At 54.5% G+C, this 17,502-nt stretch carries 19 protein-coding genes; 5 read left to right on the forward strand and 14 right to left on the reverse strand.

Annotation, left to right across the window (positions count from 1 at the left end):
* Window positions 1-82 precede the first annotated feature (82 nt).
* Both RS584_RS17230 and RS584_RS17235 read left to right on the forward strand, forming a co-directional pair.
* Window positions 83-931 (forward strand): MurR/RpiR family transcriptional regulator, encoded by an 849-nt coding sequence (locus RS584_RS17230; protein ID WP_003860702.1) that lies wholly within the window; start codon window positions 83-85, stop codon window positions 929-931.
* A gap of 56 nt (window positions 932-987) precedes the next feature.
* A complete protein-coding gene (locus RS584_RS17235) occupies window positions 988-1,248 on the forward strand; it encodes a YfhL family 4Fe-4S dicluster ferredoxin (RefSeq protein ID WP_003860704.1) in 261 nt (86 codons plus the stop codon).
* On the opposite strand, the gene acpS is transcribed toward RS584_RS17235, so the two are convergent.
* From acpS to rpoE, 11 genes are all read right to left on the reverse strand, one after another.
* Complete coding sequence (acpS, locus tag RS584_RS17240; RefSeq protein ID WP_023295169.1) at window positions 1,245-1,625, reverse strand: holo-ACP synthase; 381 nt, start codon at window positions 1,623-1,625, stop codon at window positions 1,245-1,247. The two genes, RS584_RS17235 and acpS, sit on opposite strands and share 4 nt — an antisense overlap.
* On the reverse strand, window positions 1,625-2,356 hold the full coding sequence (pdxJ, locus tag RS584_RS17245; RefSeq protein WP_015572143.1) for a pyridoxine 5'-phosphate synthase: 732 nt from the start codon (window positions 2,354-2,356) through the stop codon (window positions 1,625-1,627). Before pdxJ ends, acpS begins: the two co-directional genes overlap by 1 nt.
* A gap of 75 nt (window positions 2,357-2,431) precedes the next feature.
* The gene (recO, locus tag RS584_RS17250; protein WP_015572142.1) at window positions 2,432-3,139 is read right to left on the reverse strand and encodes a DNA repair protein RecO; all 708 of its coding nucleotides are present in this window, start codon (window positions 3,137-3,139) and stop codon (window positions 2,432-2,434) included.
* 17 nt (window positions 3,140-3,156) lie between these two features.
* Window positions 3,157-4,062: a GTPase Era gene (gene era / locus RS584_RS17255; protein WP_003860709.1), complete on the reverse strand. Its 906-nt coding sequence runs from the start codon at window positions 4,060-4,062 to the stop codon at window positions 3,157-3,159.
* Window positions 4,059-4,739 carry a ribonuclease III gene (gene rnc, locus RS584_RS17260; protein ID WP_003860711.1) on the reverse strand — a complete coding sequence of 227 codons (681 nt, stop codon included), beginning with the start codon at window positions 4,737-4,739 and terminating at the stop codon, window positions 4,059-4,061. The genes era and rnc overlap by 4 nt, the downstream gene beginning before the upstream one ends.
* A gap of 223 nt (window positions 4,740-4,962) precedes the next feature.
* The gene (gene lepB, locus RS584_RS17265) at window positions 4,963-5,937 is read right to left on the reverse strand and encodes a signal peptidase I (protein WP_006811565.1); all 975 of its coding nucleotides are present in this window, start codon (window positions 5,935-5,937) and stop codon (window positions 4,963-4,965) included.
* Between the two features lie 15 nt (window positions 5,938-5,952).
* On the reverse strand, window positions 5,953-7,758 hold the full coding sequence (gene lepA / locus RS584_RS17270) for a translation elongation factor 4 (protein ID WP_003860714.1): 1,806 nt from the start codon (window positions 7,756-7,758) through the stop codon (window positions 5,953-5,955).
* 185 nt (window positions 7,759-7,943) lie between these two features.
* Window positions 7,944-8,420 carry a SoxR-reducing system protein RseC gene (rseC, locus tag RS584_RS17275; protein ID WP_006811609.1) on the reverse strand — a complete coding sequence of 159 codons (477 nt, stop codon included), beginning with the start codon at window positions 8,418-8,420 and terminating at the stop codon, window positions 7,944-7,946.
* Window positions 8,417-9,370 (reverse strand): sigma-E factor regulatory protein RseB, encoded by a 954-nt coding sequence (gene rseB / locus RS584_RS17280; RefSeq protein ID WP_003860717.1) that lies wholly within the window; start codon window positions 9,368-9,370, stop codon window positions 8,417-8,419. The genes rseC and rseB overlap by 4 nt, the downstream gene beginning before the upstream one ends.
* Entirely contained in the window at window positions 9,370-10,020 is a 651-nt protein-coding gene (gene rseA, locus RS584_RS17285; RefSeq protein WP_315748378.1) for an anti-sigma-E factor RseA, read from the reverse strand. The genes rseB and rseA overlap by 1 nt, the downstream gene beginning before the upstream one ends.
* Before the next feature lie 31 nt (window positions 10,021-10,051).
* Window positions 10,052-10,627 carry an RNA polymerase sigma factor RpoE gene (rpoE, locus tag RS584_RS17290; protein WP_006176728.1) on the reverse strand — a complete coding sequence of 192 codons (576 nt, stop codon included), beginning with the start codon at window positions 10,625-10,627 and terminating at the stop codon, window positions 10,052-10,054.
* A 425-nt stretch (window positions 10,628-11,052) separates the two neighbouring features.
* On the opposite strand from rpoE, the gene nadB reads away from it, so the two are divergent.
* Window positions 11,053-12,672, forward strand: coding sequence for an L-aspartate oxidase (nadB, locus tag RS584_RS17295; protein WP_315748379.1), 1,620 nt, complete (start codon window positions 11,053-11,055; stop codon window positions 12,670-12,672).
* Here the strand turns inward: nadB and trmN are convergent.
* The gene (gene trmN, locus RS584_RS17300; protein ID WP_040117999.1) at window positions 12,657-13,394 is read right to left on the reverse strand and encodes a tRNA(1)(Val) (adenine(37)-N(6))-methyltransferase TrmN; all 738 of its coding nucleotides are present in this window, start codon (window positions 13,392-13,394) and stop codon (window positions 12,657-12,659) included. The two genes, nadB and trmN, sit on opposite strands and share 16 nt — an antisense overlap.
* A gap of 132 nt (window positions 13,395-13,526) precedes the next feature.
* Here trmN and srmB point away from each other — a divergent pair, with 132 nt between their 5' ends.
* Entirely contained in the window at window positions 13,527-14,855 is a 1,329-nt protein-coding gene (gene srmB, locus RS584_RS17305) for an ATP-dependent RNA helicase SrmB (RefSeq protein ID WP_017383554.1), read from the forward strand.
* Between the two features lie 52 nt (window positions 14,856-14,907).
* Here the strand turns inward: srmB and grcA are convergent, their stop codons facing one another.
* A complete protein-coding gene (gene grcA, locus RS584_RS17310; protein ID WP_003860727.1) occupies window positions 14,908-15,291 on the reverse strand; it encodes an autonomous glycyl radical cofactor GrcA in 384 nt (127 codons plus the stop codon).
* 315 nt (window positions 15,292-15,606) lie between these two features.
* Here grcA and ung point away from each other — a divergent pair, with 315 nt between their 5' ends.
* Window positions 15,607-16,296 (forward strand): uracil-DNA glycosylase, encoded by a 690-nt coding sequence (ung, locus tag RS584_RS17315; RefSeq protein WP_003860729.1) that lies wholly within the window; start codon window positions 15,607-15,609, stop codon window positions 16,294-16,296.
* A gap of 39 nt (window positions 16,297-16,335) precedes the next feature.
* On the opposite strand, the gene RS584_RS17320 is transcribed toward ung, so the two are convergent.
* On the reverse strand, window positions 16,336-17,421 hold the full coding sequence (locus tag RS584_RS17320) for a tRNA/rRNA methyltransferase (protein WP_315748380.1): 1,086 nt from the start codon (window positions 17,419-17,421) through the stop codon (window positions 16,336-16,338).
* Between the last annotated feature and the right edge of the window lie 81 nt (window positions 17,422-17,502).

Here is a 17,502-nt window from a genome sequence, read left to right on the forward strand (position 1 = left end):
GCACTATAATGGAATATAAAATTCATTCAGGCGAGCAAAATTCGTATTTGCGCGGGTAATCACATTTTCGCCAGGAGACCGTATGAACTGTTTAATTCGTATTCGCCAGCGCTACGCAGGGTTTGCCCAGAGTGACAAAAAGCTGGCGGATTATTTACTTTCCCAGCCCGATCGCGCGCGACACCTCAGCTCCCAGCAGCTGGCAGGCGAAGCCGGGGTGAGCCAGTCGAGCGTGGTGAAATTTGCCCAGAAGATAGGCTATAAAGGCTTTCCGGCGCTAAAACTGGCGATCAGTGAAGCACTGGTAAGCAACCCTAATCCGCAGTCAATGCCGGTGCATAACCAGATCCGCGGCGACGATCCGATGCGTCTGGTCGGCGAAAAGCTGATCAAAGAGAACGTGGCGGCAATGCATGCCACGCTGGATGTGAACACGGAAGAGAAGCTGCTGGAAAGCGTAGCCATGCTTCGCGACGCGCGGCGTATTGTGTTGACCGGGATCGGCGCCTCCGGACTGGTTGCGCGTAACTTTGGCTGGAAGCTGACAAAAATCGGCTATAACGCCATCGTTGAACAGGATATGCACGCGCTGCTGGCGACCGTGCAGGCCATGGATCCTGACGATTTACTGCTGGCCATCTCCTATTCCGGCGAGCGCCGTGAAATTAATATGGCTACCGACGAAGCCCTGCGCGTAGGAGGAAAAATTCTGGCGATTACTGGCTTCAGCCCGAATGCGCTCCAGCAGCGGGCCACCCGCTGTCTGTATACCATCGCCGAGGAACAGGCCACTCGCAGTGCGGCGATTTCGTCGACGAGTGCGCAGATGATGCTGACGGACCTGCTGTTTATGGCGCTGGTTCAGCAGGATCTGGAGCGTGCGCCAGAGCGTATTCGTCACAGCGAAGAGCTGGTAAAAAAACTGGTCTGAACAACGAATGAGCGTATAATGCCCGCCCTGTTTGTGATGTTTCTGAGAATTTCCTGATGGCGCTGTTAATCACCAAAAAATGCATCAACTGCGATATGTGCGAACCCGAATGCCCGAACGAGGCGATTTCGATGGGCGACAGCATTTATGAGATTAACAGCGACCGCTGCACCGAATGCATCGGCCACTATGAGACGCCGACCTGCCAGAAGGTGTGCCCCATTCCCAATACGATCTTAAAAGATCCGGCACACGTCGAGAACGAAGAACAGCTGTGGGATAAGTTTGTCCTGATGCACCATGCGGACAAAATTTAACTCTCGATGATCACCGTCGCACAGGCGTAGTGGCGTTCATCTGCAAGCGTTACGTGCATGTGCGCCACGCCCAGCTTTTCCGCCAGCTTAAGCGCCTCGCCCCATAAACGCAGACGTGGCTTACCCAGCTCATCGTTAAACACTTCAAACTGGTTAAACGCCAGGCCGTTACGAATGCCCGTGCCGAACGCTTTCGCCGCCGCCTCTTTTACCGCGAAACGCTTTGCCAGAAAGCGCACCGGCTGTTGATGCGTCTCCCAGATAGCCCATTCGTTATCGCTCAGCACGCGTCTTGCGAGGCGATCGCCGCTCCGGGCGATCACCGCTTCAATGCGGGCTATTTCAACGATGTCGGTGCCTAAGCCCAGAATAGCCATTACTGACGCGCTTCCAGCATCAGACGCTTCATCTCGGAAACCGCTTCTTTCAGACCGCTCATCACCGCACGGCCAATAATAGCGTGGCCGATGTTCAGCTCGTGCATTTCCGGCAGGGCAGCGATGGCTTTTACGTTGTGATAGGTCAGGCCGTGTCCGGCGTTAACCTTCAGTCCCAGGCTCGCGGCGTAGGTTGCCGCTTTGGCGATTCGCTCCAGCTCTTTCGCCTGCGCTGCATCGTTTTCGGCATCGGCATAGCAGCCGGTGTGAATTTCAATATACGGCGCACCCACGTCGGCAGCGGCTTTAATCTGGGTGAAATCGGCGTCGATAAACAGAGAAACCAGGATACCGGCATCCGCCAGGCGTTTGCAGGCATCGCGCATTTTGTCGAGCTGCCCGGCCACATCCAGACCGCCTTCGGTGGTCACTTCCTGACGCTTTTCCGGAACCAGGCAGCAGAAATGCGGTTTGGTCTCGCAGGCAATCGCCAGCATCTCTTCGGTGACCGCCATCTCCAGATTCATGCGGGTGTCCAGCGTCTGACGCAGGATGCGCACGTCCCGGTCGGTGATGTGGCGACGATCTTCACGCAGGTGAACGGTAATGCCGTCGGCGCCAGCCTGTTCAGCGATAAACGCCGCCTGAACCGGATCGGGATACGCGGTACCGCGTGCATTACGTAACGTGGCGATGTGATCGATGTTGACGCCTAACAGTAATTCAGCCATGACAATCCTCGGTATTTTTGTTCATTTACCTTCTCCCTCTCCCTCCGGGAGAGGGCTGGGGTGAGGGGTAAAACATTAGCGTTTCGGCATAAACTGCCTGAATAATTCGCGGCTCTTTAAAGGTTTGCCCCCAAGATACGGCTTGAGCGCAATTCGGGTAAAGCGTTTTGCCGCACGCAGAGTGTCGGCGTCCGGGAACTCGCGTTCATACAGTGCTCTGAGCTGGCGCCCGGTAAAGGTGCTGTTATCGACGACGACACTGGCAATAAAGCCCTTTTCCTCACGATAGCGATAGGTCATGGTGTCTTCTACCTCGTCTCCGCTTCCCGCACAGTGCAGAAAATCGACGCCGTAACCAAGGTGCCCGAGCAGCGCCAGTTCGAAACGACGCAGAACAGGCTCAGGGGTGCCGGTTGCGCCAGCAAGTGCCTGAATACAGTGCAGGTAATCAAAGAAAAGTTCAGAGAAGCGGGTCTCATGTTCAAGAACCCGTGAGATGAGTTCGTTAACATACAAACCGCTGTAGAGCGTGATACCAGAAAGAGGAAGCGCCAGGGAGACGGCTTCAGCACTGCGCAGGGTTTTGACTTCCCCTCGCCCGCCAAAGCGGACCAGCAGCGGGGTGAAAGGCTGCAAGGCACCTTTCAGATTAGAACGTCTGGAACGTGCGCCTTTGGCAACAAGGCGCACGCGACCGGACTCTTCCGTGAAGACGTCCAGCATCAGGCTGGTTTCGCTCCAGGGACGACTATGCAGGACAAAGGCGCGCTGCCATCCATCCATATGCTCGTCGTCTTAGGTTACTGATCTTCGCCGTAACCGAGGCTGCGCAGCGCACGCTCATCATCGGCCCAGCCAGATTTCACTTTCACCCACAGTTCCAGGTGAACCGGTGCTTCAAACATGTCCTGCATGTCTTTACGGGCTTCGATTCCGATAGTTTTGATCTTGGCGCCTTTATTGCCGATCACCATCTTCTTCTGCCCTTCACGCTCAACGAGGATCAGACCGTTAATATCGTAGCCGCCACGCTCGTTGCTCTGGAAACGCTCGATCTCCACCGTCACAGAGTACGGCAGTTCAGCGCCCAGGAAACGCATCAGCTTCTCACGGATGATTTCAGACGCCATAAAACGCTGAGAGCGATCGGTGATGTAGTCTTCCGGGAAGTGATGAGTCGCTTCCGGCAGATGCTTGCGCACGATACCCGCGATGGTATCAACGTTCAGACCCGTTTCCGCAGACAGCGGGACGATGTCCAGGAAGTTCATCTGGCTGCCCAGCCATTGCAGGTGCGGCAGCAGATCGGCTTTTTCCTGCACGTTGTCCACTTTATTGACTGCGAGGATCACCGGCGTTTTGCCGTCGCGCAGCTTGTTCAGGACCATTTCGTCGTCCGGCGTCCAGCGGGTGCCTTCCACAACGAAAATCACCAGCTCTACGTCGCCAATGGAGCTGCTCGCCGCCTTGTTCATCAGACGGTTGATGGCGCGCTTCTCTTCCATGTGCAGGCCCGGTGTATCGACGTAGATCGCCTGATACGCGCCTTCAGTATGGATACCGACGATGCGGTGACGCGTGGTCTGCGCCTTACGCGAGGTGATAGAAATCTTCTGCCCAAGCAGATTATTCAGCAGGGTGGATTTGCCAACGTTCGGACGTCCGACGATGGCAATAAATCCGCAATAGGTTTTGTCGATGCTCATTCCAGCTCCAGCATTTTTAACGCCTGTTCGGCGGCAGCCTGTTCAGCCTTACGACGGCTTGAACCCGTGCCGACCACCGGTTCACTCAGGCCACTGACCTGGCAATGGATGGTAAATTCCTGATCGTGGGCTTCGCCACGCACCTGCACCACCAGATAGGATGGCAGCGGCAGATGACGACCCTGCAAATATTCTTGCAGACGCGTTTTAGGATCTTTTTGTTTATCGCCCGGGCTGATTTCGTCCAGGCGGGTCTGATACCAGTTAAGGATCAGCTTTTCTACGGTCTGGATATCGCTGTCCAGGAACACGCCACCGATCAATGCCTCGACCGTATCGGCAAGGATGGATTCACGACGGAAACCACCACTTTTCAGCTCACCTGGCCCCAGACGCAGGCATTCACCCAGCTCAAATTCGCGTGCGATTTCAGCGAGGGTATTGCCGCGCACCAGCGTGGCGCGCATGCGGCTCATATCACCTTCGTCCACACGCGGAAAACGATGATAAAGCGCATTTGCAATCACGAAACTTAAAATAGAGTCGCCTAAAAACTCGAGACGCTCATTATGTTTGCTGCTGGCACTGCGATGGGTTAATGCCTGTTGCAACAACTCCTGATGATGAAAAGTGTAGCCCAGCTTCCGTTGAAGCCGATTAATTACGATGGGGTTCATGCGATACCAATAAATGAATGCGTCAAAAATGCAGCACACGAAACCGACCTGAGAAAACCAACGCGGTTTCGTGTGCCGTGGCACCCTTGCAGGGCCAACCTTAAACTTCGGGGGAATATTCTATACACAACGACAGGGGATGTCGTTAGTTCAAAGAGATTTATCGCTGAAATAATTCACGTAGCGGCGAATAAAAGCCGCTACGTGTTATTTTTGGCGAAAATTAATGAATTCCGCCAATACGATTCAGGCGAACGCCGGTCGGCCACTCGCCTTCCTGCTTCTCAAAACTCATCCAGATAGCGGTTGCTTTACCGACCAGATTCGCTTCCGGCACAAAGCCCCAGTAACGGCTGTCCGCAGAGTTATCGCGGTTGTCACCCATCATGAAGTAGTGTCCCGGCGGCACAATCCAGGTCGCCAGCTGTTGGCCTGGCTGCTGGTAGTACATTGCCAGCTGATCCTGTGCGATGGGCACGGTCAGAATGCGGTGAGTAACATCGCCCAGCGTCTCTTTGCGTTCAACCAGACGAATGCCATTCTCTTTGGTTTCACCTTTTGGCACCTGGAAGAATCCGCTGGTCGCTTCACCGCCGTTACGGCGGGCGAAGGTCTGCACAAAATCAGCTGGCTCAACGTTGGAGTAAGTGACTGGCAGCGCATTTTCACATGCGGTGCCAGAGCTACAGCCTGGCTGAATGGTCACCTCTTTTGCCACCGGATCGTAGGTCACTTTATCGCCCGGCAGACCTACCGCGCGTTTAATATAATCCAGCCGCGGATCTTCCGGATATTTAAACACCACGATGTCGCCACGTTTCGGATGACCCGTTTCGATCAGCGTTTTCTGATAGATCGGATCTTTGATGCCATAGGCAAACTTCTCAACCAGAATGAAATCACCGATCAGCAGCGTTGGCATCATCGATCCTGACGGGATCTGGAAGGGTTCATAGATAAATGAACGCACCACCAGCACAATCGCCAGCACCGGGAATACCGATGCCCCTGTTTCCAGCCAGCCCGGTTTTGGGCCGACTTTTTTCAGGGTTTTCGCGTCAAGCGCATCGCCCGTGGCTGCCTGCGCGGCAGCCTGACGTTCACGGCGTTTTGGGGCGAAGATAAACTTATCCAGGCACCACAACAGACCTGTCACCAGGGTAGCGATGACCAGGATCAGGGCAAACATGTTCGCCATGCCAACTCCTTAAGGTTATTTACCGTTACCGTCTTTACCAACATGAAGGATGGCAAGGAATGCTTCCTGCGGCAGCTCAACGTTACCGACCTGCTTCATACGCTTCTTACCTTCTTTCTGCTTCTGCAACAGTTTTTTCTTACGGCTGACGTCGCCGCCGTAGCACTTAGCCAGAACGTTTTTACGCAGCTGCTTCACGGTTGAACGGGCAATGATGTGATTACCAATGGCCGCCTGAATCGCAATGTCAAACTGCTGACGCGGGATCAGATCTTTCATCTTCTCAACCAGCTCACGACCACGGTACGGGGCGTTATCGTTGTGGGTGATCAGCGCCAGCGCATCCACACGCTCACCGTTGATCAGCACGTCCACACGAACCATGTTCGAGGCCTGGAAGCGTTTGAAGTTGTAGTCCAGCGACGCATAGCCACGGGAGGTAGACTTCAGACGGTCGAAGAAGTCGAGCACCACTTCTGCCATCGGAATTTCATAGGTCAGCGCCACCTGGTTACCGTGGTAAACCATGTTGGTCTGCACGCCACGCTTCTCAATACACAGGGTGATCACGTTACCGAGGAACTCCTGCGGCAGCAGCATGTGACACTCTGCGATAGGCTCGCGCAGTTCCTGAATATTATTCAGCGGCGGGAGCTTGGACGGGCTGTCGACGTAGATCACCTCTTTCGAGGTGGTTTCTACTTCGTAGACAACCGTCGGGGCGGTGGTGATCAGATCCAGATCGTATTCACGCTCCAGACGTTCCTGAATGATCTCCATGTGCAGCAGACCGAGGAAGCCACAGCGGAAGCCGAAGCCCAGCGCCGTTGAGCTTTCTGGCTCGTAGAACAGGGAGGCATCGTTGAGGCTCAGCTTTCCGAGCGCATCGCGGAAGTTTTCGTAATCGTCAGAGCTGACCGGGAACAGACCCGCATAAACCTGTGGTTTCACCTTTTTGAAGCCTGGCAGCGCTTTATCTGCCGGGTTACGTGCGCCGGTCAGGGTATCGCCTACTGGCGCGCCGAGGATGTCTTTAATTGCACAGACCAGCCAGCCCACTTCGCCGCATTTCAGCTCGGTACGGTCAACCTGTTTTGGCGTGAAGATGCCCAGACGGTCAGCGTTGTAGACCTGGCCGGTGCTCATGACCTTGATTTTGTCGCCTTTACGCATGGTGCCGTTTTTAATACGCACCAGCGAGACAACGCCGAGGTAGTTATCAAACCAGGAGTCGATGATCAGCGCCTGTAGCGGCGCATCCGGGTCGCCTTCCGGCGGCGGAATATCACGCACCAGACGTTCCAGTACGTCCGGAACACCGACACCGGTTTTCGCCGAGCAGCGCACTGCATCGGTCGCATCAATACCGACGATGTCTTCAATCTCTTCCGCTACGCGCTCAGGATCGGCGGCTGGCAGGTCGATTTTATTCAGAACCGGCACCACTTCAAGATCCATTTCCATGGCGGTGTAGCAGTTTGCCAGCGTCTGGGCCTCTACGCCCTGCCCGGCATCCACCACCAGCAGCGCGCCTTCGCAGGCCGCCAGCGAGCGTGACACTTCATAAGAGAAGTCAACGTGCCCTGGGGTGTCGATAAAGTTCAGCTGATAGGTTTCACCATCGGAAGCTTTATAGTCGAGCGTCACGCTCTGCGCTTTGATGGTAATACCGCGTTCGCGTTCCAGGTCCATGGAGTCCAGAACCTGGGCTGCCATTTCACGATCAGACAGGCCACCGCAAATCTGGATAATACGGTCAGACAGCGTCGACTTACCGTGGTCAATGTGAGCAATGATCGAAAAGTTACGTATGTTCTTCATATAGTTAAATAATTATGCCTTACGAATTCCTGGAGGCCGCTGTTCTTAGCCTGACGTTTTTCAGTGCGAAAACGCAGCATTCTACACTACATCCTCGTCAGCTGGAAATGCACTTAGAGCCAGGTATAGCGCGAAGAGACGGCGTTTTCTTTATTGCGATGTAAATAATAATAAAGCCCGGCAGATTACCGGGCCTCAGAAGAGAGCGTCTCAACACGAAGTTGGTCGGGTGCCAGTGCAACGCTGAGGATGACGGGCTGCCACGCTTCCCGGGCGGCAAGCCTTGGGGAAACGCCTTTAGCAAGCCAGAACCCGCCCACGCCGCCCAACGCGGCCCCGCACATGGCGGCCAAATCTGTGCCAAACAGCATCTGGAAAACCCCGCCCATCACGAACAGACCTGCCAGCGGAGAAAGGTAAACCAGCATGGCGGAAGTGAGCAGGCTACCTTCAGCGATGCCCAGCTCCACTTTTTGCCCTGCCACCAGCGGCTGATCGCTCGGCACAGCAATAGTGTGCGACGTTTGCGGCCCCAGCTTATTCAACACGCGGCTGCCGCAACCGGCTCGCGAAGCGCAGCTGCTGCATGATGCTTTAACGTCACAGCTGACAAGCGCTACGCCATCCTGCCAGGATACGACTGTGGCCCACTCTTTAATCATTGCGCAGCCCTGAATTTAATGCTGTCTGAAATACGTTTTGCCGTTGGCGGCGGTAATTCACCAACAATGGTAATTTCCGCATTATCGCGCACCGTCGTGCTGACCGTCCGGCGACCGGTACGGAGCATCTGTTCGGAACTGTTCGCCGTAGCGCGATTAATATTCACCGAGAAGCTAAACAGCCCATCGGAATAGAGTCGCGACTCAACCGGAGTTTCGATGGTTGGGAGCTGGCGACGGCTGCTGGAAACTTCGCTGAACCCTTGCGGGATCCAGGATGGTACCCAGTTAAAATTGACAGAGTCGCCGGCAGGTACGGAAAGCAAAGGCGGCAGGCTGGCTTTGGCCAGATTCTGCATGCTGTTGCCAACCTGACTGTTCACATCGAAGGAGATCACGCGGAACTGCTCCAGCGTTTCACCGTCGCGATCGAGCAGATCAACGCGCATCGGCAGCTTCGTCTCTGCGTCAATCCAGACGATATAGCTGTAACGTGTCCCATCCCGCGCAACAACGCGGATCACTTCGCACAGCCTGTCGGCAATACGCGTTCGCCCCACCGAGATAAAATCATAGTAGGGGGCGAGACGTTTAAAATCGGTGTAAATGAGCGACGGCAGGGAATCAACGATGTAGTCACCATTGAGCGTAAACGGCTCAAGGCCTGGCTCGAAATAGCTGATTTCGTTCCCACGCTGGACCACTTCCCGACGCGGGCCATCCATCTGTAAAAGCTGGGCGAGCGGCTGGTTATCAAGGCGGGCGTGGCGATAGCGTAACGATTCGACACCCTGCTTATTGATGCTGATAAATGCCAACTCGTAATTGAGTGACTGGCTGGCCAGATTCATTTGCTGCAACAACGCCCCGGATGAAACATCAGCCGAGGCGTTAGCAGAGAAGAACAGGCTACCCGCCATCAAAGACATGGCGAACCAAAGTTGCTTCATTACTGCGATTGCGTTCCTAAAGTTTGGTTTCCTGGCACCTCCACAGCAGCCTGCTGGGTTTGGGCCTGCTCAAACTGAAGCTGCTCGGAGTGCAGACGACGCTGCAACTCGTAATCCTGCAACATCGCATTAATGCGACGACGCTGCTCCTGTACCTGCTGTTGCTGTCCGCCGCTTGCGGAGGCATCTGCCGGTACGCCCAGGCTAACCGGGCTGGCTTTACCCATCATCGGCAGCGTATTGAACACTGGCGCTTCAGGCTGCTGATTAGCTTCAGACTGAGTATTATAGTGCTGGACCCCAACGATAACTGCAAGCGATACGCACGCAGCGACCCCCATTTGGGTGAGCTGGCTGGCCCATGGACGCACCTTGTGCCAGAACGGCATTTTCTGCCATTGGTGAGGTGCAGGCTGCGCTTCAGGAATCAGCGGCGTGGTCTGATGAACAGGTTCGTTCTCAATGGCCGCCATAACGCGTGCTGAGATATCGAAATGGAGAACCTCGCTGGTATCACCGCGCAGAGAGTCGCGGATAAGATGATAGCTCTCCCAGGTCTGTTGCATTTCGGGAGAATGAGACAACTCATCGAGCAGCTCATTATCCAGCGTTTCACCATCCATTAAAGCGGAAAGTTTTTCTTTCTGCATGCCTAATACCTTTTCCAGTATCCCGCTATCGTCAACGCCTGATAAGCGGTTGAACTTTATTATCAATGGCTTCTCGCGCACGGAAAATTCGTGAACGAACCGTGCCGACCGGACAATCCATGATGGCGGCTATCTCTTCATAGCTTAGGCCATCCAGCTCCCGTAACGTAATTGCCATGCGTAAATCTTCCGGGAGCGACTCGATCGTGCGAAAAACGATTTGTCTCAGTTCTTCTGACAACATTAAGTTCTCAGGGTTCGAAATTTCTTTCAGCGCGCCGCCACTTTCGAAGTTTTCTGCGTCGATAGCGTCGACATCACTTGAAGGCGGACGACGGCCCTGAGCAACCAAATAATTCTTAGCCGTATTGACTGCAATACGATACAGCCAGGTATAAAAAGCACTATCCCCCCGGAATGAATCCAGCGCGCGATAGGCCTTAATAAAAGACTCTTGCACCACATCAGGAACATCGCCTGACGGTACATAGCGGGAAACCAGACTCGCTACCTTATGCTGGTAGCGCACCACCAGTAGGTTAAAAGCTTTCTGATCTCCCTTCTGGACCCGTTCAACCAGGACCTGGTCCGTTAACTGCTCGCTCATCCGAGGTAATGTCTCCCCAAACCAAATTCCACGCGTTATCGAAACGCCACTCTAACAACATTGCACTTTGAGCAAGCACCGAATTAGAGTGTCTGTTCTTCAATAAGTTCCGTAACGCCTTTGTTTTTGTTCATCGCGCCGCAGACCGTTCATTTTCTCTCATTATAAGTCTGTTCACGATACGCACCCGCTTTCTGACAAGAATCATCAACTTTATCGTCAGAAGAGTAACGCAACACAGGCTTTATTTCACCACAAAATCTGAAGCTAACGATCTGCTTCGCAAAATATTTCCGGCCATTTAGCGCAGATTTAACTTCTGGCCTTCCGTTTAGTCATTGCAACACACATCAAAAAAAACGTGCGATATCTCGCATCACAATGCTATTCTCCCCACATCATGTTTAGTAAATTAAACAAACATCATGAACACGACGCCTGAACTTCATTGTGATGTACTGATCATCGGCAGCGGTGCTGCCGGCCTCTCCCTCGCGCTGCGCCTGGCGGAACATCAGAACGTAATCGTGCTGAGTAAAGGGCCGATGAGCGAAGGTTCCACCTTCTATGCACAAGGCGGTATTGCCGCCGTGTTTGATGAAACGGATAGTATAGCCTCGCACGTAGAAGACACCCTGATTGCCGGTGCCGGGATCGTGGATGAGCATGCCGCAGAGTTTGTCGCCAGCAATGCCCGCCACTGCGTGCAATGGCTTATCGATCAGGGCGTGCTGTTTGATACGCAGGTTCAGCCTAATGGTGAAGAGAGCTATCACCTGACCCGTGAAGGCGGGCACAGCCACCGCCGTATTCTGCACGCTGCTGATGCAACCGGAAAAGCGGTTGAAACCACGCTGGTCAGCAAAGCCCTCAGCCATCCTAATATTCGGGTGCTGGAGCGCAGCAACGCCGTCGACCTGATTATTTCCGATAAGATTGGCCTGCCCGGCACGCGCCGTGTTGTCGGCGCATGGGTGTGGAATCGGAATAAAGAGAAGGTGGAAACCTGCCAGGCAAAAGCCGTTGTGCTGGCGACCGGCGGCGCCTCCAAGGTTTACCAGTACACGACTAACCCGGATATCGCCTCCGGAGACGGTATCGCCATGGCCTGGCGCGCAGGCTGCCGCGTGGCGAATATGGAGTTTAATCAGTTCCATCCTACCGCCCTGTTCCACCCGCAGGCACGTAACTTCCTGTTAACTGAAGCGTTGCGCGGCGAAGGCGCGTATCTGAAGCGTCCGGACGGTTCCCGGTTTATGCCGGACTTCGACCCCCGAGGTGAACTTGCCCCGCGGGATATCGTGGCCCGCGCCATTGACCACGAGATGAAGCGGCTTGGCGTCGACTGCATGTATCTGGACATTAGCCATAAACCGGCAGACTTTATTCGCCAGCACTTCCCTATGATTTATGAAAAGCTGCTGAGTCTGGGTATTGATTTAACCCGCGATCCGGTGCCGATTGTACCTGCCGCACACTATACCTGTGGCGGGGTGATGGTTGACGATCATGGTCGTACCGACGTGGATGGTTTGTATGCGATCGGCGAGGTCAGCTACACCGGCCTGCATGGTGCGAATCGCATGGCCTCAAACTCGCTGCTGGAGTGTCTGGTGTATGGGTGGTCGGCTGCGGAAGATATTAGTAAACGCATGCCCTATGCACGTCCGACAACACTCCTGCCGGCATGGGATGAAAGTCGGGTAGAAAACCCGGACGAACTGGTGGTTATCCAGCATAACTGGCACGAGCTGCGGCTTTTCATGTGGGATTATGTCGGGATTGTACGCACAACGAAGCGTCTGGAACGCGCGTTACGCCGCATCAAGATGTTGCAGCAGGAAATTGATGAATATTACGCCAACTTCCGCGTTTCTAATAATCTGCTGGAGCTGCGCAACCTTGTGCAGGTTGCCGAGTTGATTGTGCGCTGTGCGATGATGCGCAAAGAGAGCCGTGGCCTGCATTATACGCTGGACTATCCCGAACCGCTTGAAATGTCCGGCCCGTCGGTGTTGACGCCGCAGGTTCACATAAACAGATAAAAGGCCTGGGTCAGGGCAGTGTAATCTTCGGAATAACGCTGGTCTGGCCCACGAATGACCATCCTGTCGATAAAGCACTCCCCCTCTTTCGGCGAGAGCGCCAGCAACACGCGGTGCGGTAAGCGTCCTTCCGTATCCGAAATATCGGTACGAAGACGCAGATTCCAGCCGATCCCCCGTGCGATTTCAATGAAGGTATTACCCGTGCTTTCAGGCAAGACCACGCAGAAAAATCCCTCTTCCGAGATGAGCTCCGCCGCACTGGTCAGTAGCGCCTTGTGATCGAGCGAGCCGGTGTAACGTGCCTGCTCGCGTTCTGGCGTTCCACATTCCACGCCTGGCGTGAAATACGGCGGATTGCTGACAATCAAATCGTAACGCGCGGTTTGCTCCGGCGCCCAGGTCAGGACATCGGCGCATTCTACCCTGATGCGATCTGCCCACGGAGAGTCGGCAGCGTTTTCACTTGCCTGCCGGGCCGCCTGAGGATCAAGCTCAACGGCGTCGATCGTGACGTGTTCTTCCGTTCGCTGCGCCAGCATCAGCGCCTGAAGTCCGCTGCCCGTACCAATATCCAGAATGCGTTTTACACCTGCGACAGGCGCCCATGCCCCCAGTAAAATACCGTCTGTACCGACTTTCATCGCACAACGATCGTGCGCCACAAAAAACTGTTTAAACGTAAAACCATCGCGGCGCAACTGCGCTTTGAGTTGAGACATGTCAGGGCAACCTTCTGAGTGAAACTGGAGTAGCATAGGGGAAAGCGAAGTGGTCGAAAAGCGATATCCATACAAACAGATGAAGATTACAGCCGTAACGTCTATAATCAGCGCCCCACACAGAGGTAGAACATGACTGTAACGACTTTTTCCGAACTTGAACTCGATGAAAGCCTGCTCAATGCCCTTGAGAGCAAAGGCTTTACACGCCCGACCGCCATTCAGGCCGCGGCCATTCCGCCTGCGCTTGAGGGCCGCGATGTGCTCGGTTCTGCGCCAACCGGCACGGGGAAGACAGCAGCCTACTTGCTGCCTGTGTTGCAGCATTTGCTCGACTTTCCGCGTAAAAAATCAGGCCCGCCGCGCATTTTGATCCTGACCCCGACCCGTGAACTGGCGATGCAGGTTGCCGAACACGCGCGTGAGCTGGCGGCGAACACCCATCTGGATATCGCGACCATCACCGGCGGCGTAGCGTATATGAACCACGCCGAAGTGTTCAGCGAAAACCAGGATATCGTTGTCGCGACGACAGGCCGTCTGCTGCAATACATAAAAGAAGAGAACTTCGACTGCCGCGCGGTGGAAACGCTGATTCTCGATGAAGCTGACCGCATGCTGGACATGGGCTTTGCCCAGGATATCGAACACATCGCGGGTGAAACGCGCTGGCGTAATCAGACAATGCTGTTCTCGGCAACCCTTGAAGGGGATGCGATTAAAGATTTCGCCGAACGTCTGCTGGAAGATCCGGTGGAAGTGTCCGCTACGCCATCGACCCGTGAGCGTAAGAAGATCCACCAGTGGTACTACCGCGCAGATAACCTTGAGCATAAGGTTGAGTTGTTGAAACACCTGCTGAAGCAGGAAGAGGCAACCCGTACCATCGTCTTCGTACGCAAACGTGAGCGCGTGCATGAGCTGGCAGAAATGCTGCGCAACGCCGGCATTAACAACTGCTATCTCGAAGGTGAAATGGCGCAGGTTAAGCGTACTGAAGGGATCAAGCGCCTGACCGATGGCCGCGTGAATGTGCTGGTTGCCACCGACGTTGCCGCGCGCGGGATCGACATCCCGGACGTGAGCCACGTGATCAACTTTGATATGCCGCGCAGCGGTGATACTTACCTGCACCGTATTGGTCGTACCGGCCGTGCGGGCCGCAAAGGTATTGCTATCTCTCTGGTAGAAGCGCACGACCATTTGCTGCTACAGAAAATTGGCCGCTACGTTGAGGAGCCGCTGAAAGCTCGCGTGATTGACGGGCTTCGTCCGACCACACGTGCGCCGAGTGAAAAAATGACGGGCAAACCGTCCAAGAAAGCGCTCGCGAAACGTGCTGAGAGAAAAGAGAAAGAAAAAGAGAAGCCGCGCGTTAAACAGCGCCACCGCGATACCAAAAATATTGGTAAGCGCCGTAAGCCAAGCTCTGCTGCGCCAGAGACAAAAACGGAAGAGTAAAAAAAAGCCGGGATATTCCCGGCTTTTTTATTCCACCCCCGAAGCTGAAACCTTACAGGCTTTCAGTAAAGGTACGCGCGATAACGTCGCGCTGCTGTTCCGGGGTTAGAGAGTTGAAACGCACCGCATAGCCAGACACACGGATGGTCAGCTGCGGGTATTTTTCCGGGTGCTCAACGGCATCCATCAGCGTTTCGCGACGCAGGACGTTAACGTTCAGGTGCTGACCGCCTTCCACGCGTACTTCTGGTTGCACTTGCATTGGAATTTCACGGTATTCAATTTCGCCCAGTTTGCTCACCGGAACGATTTCGTCTTCCGCAAAACCTGCTTTCGCTACTACACAGCGCGCTTCGTTTTTCTCGCTGTCCAGCAGCCAGAAAGAGTTCAGCAGATCGTCATTTGCAGCTTTAGTAATCTGGATACCTGTAATCATGTGTTGCCTCCCTCAGGCTACATTAACTGATGCTGGCCTTTTGCGGCCAATTGGTAAAACCATTGTTTGTTGTGTGTATATATAACATTCAGACCCGGGTGATTTATTGATTTAAATCAACAAAACCGCCAACCACACAAAGAGTGTGGTCTGTATTTTTTGTTTTAGATCAATTTTAAAGGTTTACCAATTCAACTTACTCTGCCTGGTTTTCAACATAAATTGAGTCACTTAGCCTGCTTTTCCGCGGGTAATTTTGCTCATTGGGGTTTAACAGGTAAGCTAGACACAGAATGAGATTCGCAGGAGAGCGAGATGACAACACCTTTAACCTGGCATGACGTGCTGGCAGAAGAGAAGCAGCAGCCCTATTTTATTAACACCCTCAGTACCGTTGCGGCTGAACGGCAGGCCGGCCAGACAATTTATCCGCCGCAGAAAGATGTGTTTAACGCCTTCCGCTACACCGAACTGAGTGATGTAAAGGTGGTTATCCTGGGGCAGGATCCGTACCACGGCCCCGGGCAGGCTCACGGACTGGCATTTTCCGTGCGTCCGGGCGTGGCCATCCCCCCTTCTCTGCTGAATATGTATAAAGAGCTGGAAGGAACGATTCCTGGTTTCACCCGCCCTAATCACGGTTATCTGGAAAGCTGGGCGCGCCAGGGCGTGCTGTTGCTGAATACCGTATTAACTGTCCGGGCGGGTCAGGCACACTCCCACGCCAGTCTGGGATGGGAAACCTTTACCGATAAGGTTATCAGCCTGATCAATGAGCATCGTGAAGGCGTCGTGTTTTTACTCTGGGGTTCGCATGCCCAAAAGAAAGGGGCGATTATCGATCGTCAGCGTCATCACGTGCTGAAGGCACCGCACCCGTCGCCGCTGTCTGCGCATCGCGGTTTCTTTGGCAGTAATCATTTTGTTCTGACGAATGAGTGGCTGGAAAAGCGTGGCGAAAAGCCGATTGACTGGATGCCTGTGTTACCGGCAGAGAGCGAGTAGGGTTTGAATGTGCCGGGTCAGGCCCGGCACATAAAAGGCTTATGCCTTGTTCTGACGCCACCATTCCGCCAGCAGCACGCCGGTCGCAACGGATACGTTCAGGCTTTCAACGTTGCCAGTGCCGTCGATAGAGACGCTCAGGTCAGCGCTGGAGAGTGCCGCATCAGACAGACCATCACGCTCCTGACCTAACACCAGCACCATTTTGCGCGGCAACGTCGCTTTAAACAGCGGCGTAGCGGCACGGCTTGAGGTGGTGACAATGGTGTAGCCCGCTTTACGGAACTGCTCCAGGGCTTCCAGCACGCTGTCGCCAGTGATCGGCTGAACATGCTCTGCACCGCCTTCCGCGGTACGGATTGCTGCACCGGATTCCAGCAGCGCGGCATCCTGCAACAGAACGCCTTTCACGCCAAAGTGCGCGCAGCTACGCATCATAGCGCCCAGGTTATGCGGGTTACCCACATCTTCCAGCGCCAGCACACAGTCATCGATATCCGCCTGGCTGACCCACTGCTGCACGGTAGTGCCGTTACGTTTTTTGATCAGGAAGCAGACGCCGCCGTGGTGTTCAGTCCCGGACGCTTTTGTCAGCTCGGCATCGTCAACCACGTGGTAGGCTTTGCGGTTCGCCGCCATCCAGCGCAGCGCTTCTTTAAAGCGCGGGGTCACGCTCTGAATAAACCATGCACGAACGATACACTCCGGGCGGCTCTGGAACAGGGCCTGACAGGCGTTCTCACCGTAGACACGGGTCTCTTCCGCACGCTGACGACGCAGCACTTCCGGATCGATAAAGCTTTTTCCGCTGATACCGCCGTGATCGGCTTTTTCGGTCGCCTCTTCACCGGGCGCGCGAGAAACGGTACGCCATGGCGATCCACCGTCACGGACAAAATCATCGCGTTTGCGATCGTCACGCTTACGGTCATCACGTTTGCGGTCATCGCCGCGGTTATTTCTGTCATCGCGGGCGGGGCGACGGCCACCGTCTGCACGAGAAGACGCCGGACGCCCGCCACCTTTTCCGGTACGCGGATTTTGGGTGCGTTTATCAGAGTCATCATCACTGCGGACATACATCACTTTGACCTTGCCGCTTTTGTTTTTCATTTCGTCGTTCATGCTTTTCTCCACCAGCGCTGCGCGAAGCGCGCAGATTACCCGATGTGCAAGCTCATAGCCATAATTTCGTACAAAAGCCTG

Source organism: Enterobacter sp. DTU_2021_1002640_1_SI_PRY_ASU_LCPMC_013 (assembly GCF_032389435.1).
Lineage (GTDB): Bacteria > Pseudomonadota > Gammaproteobacteria > Enterobacterales > Enterobacteriaceae > Enterobacter > Enterobacter hormaechei_C.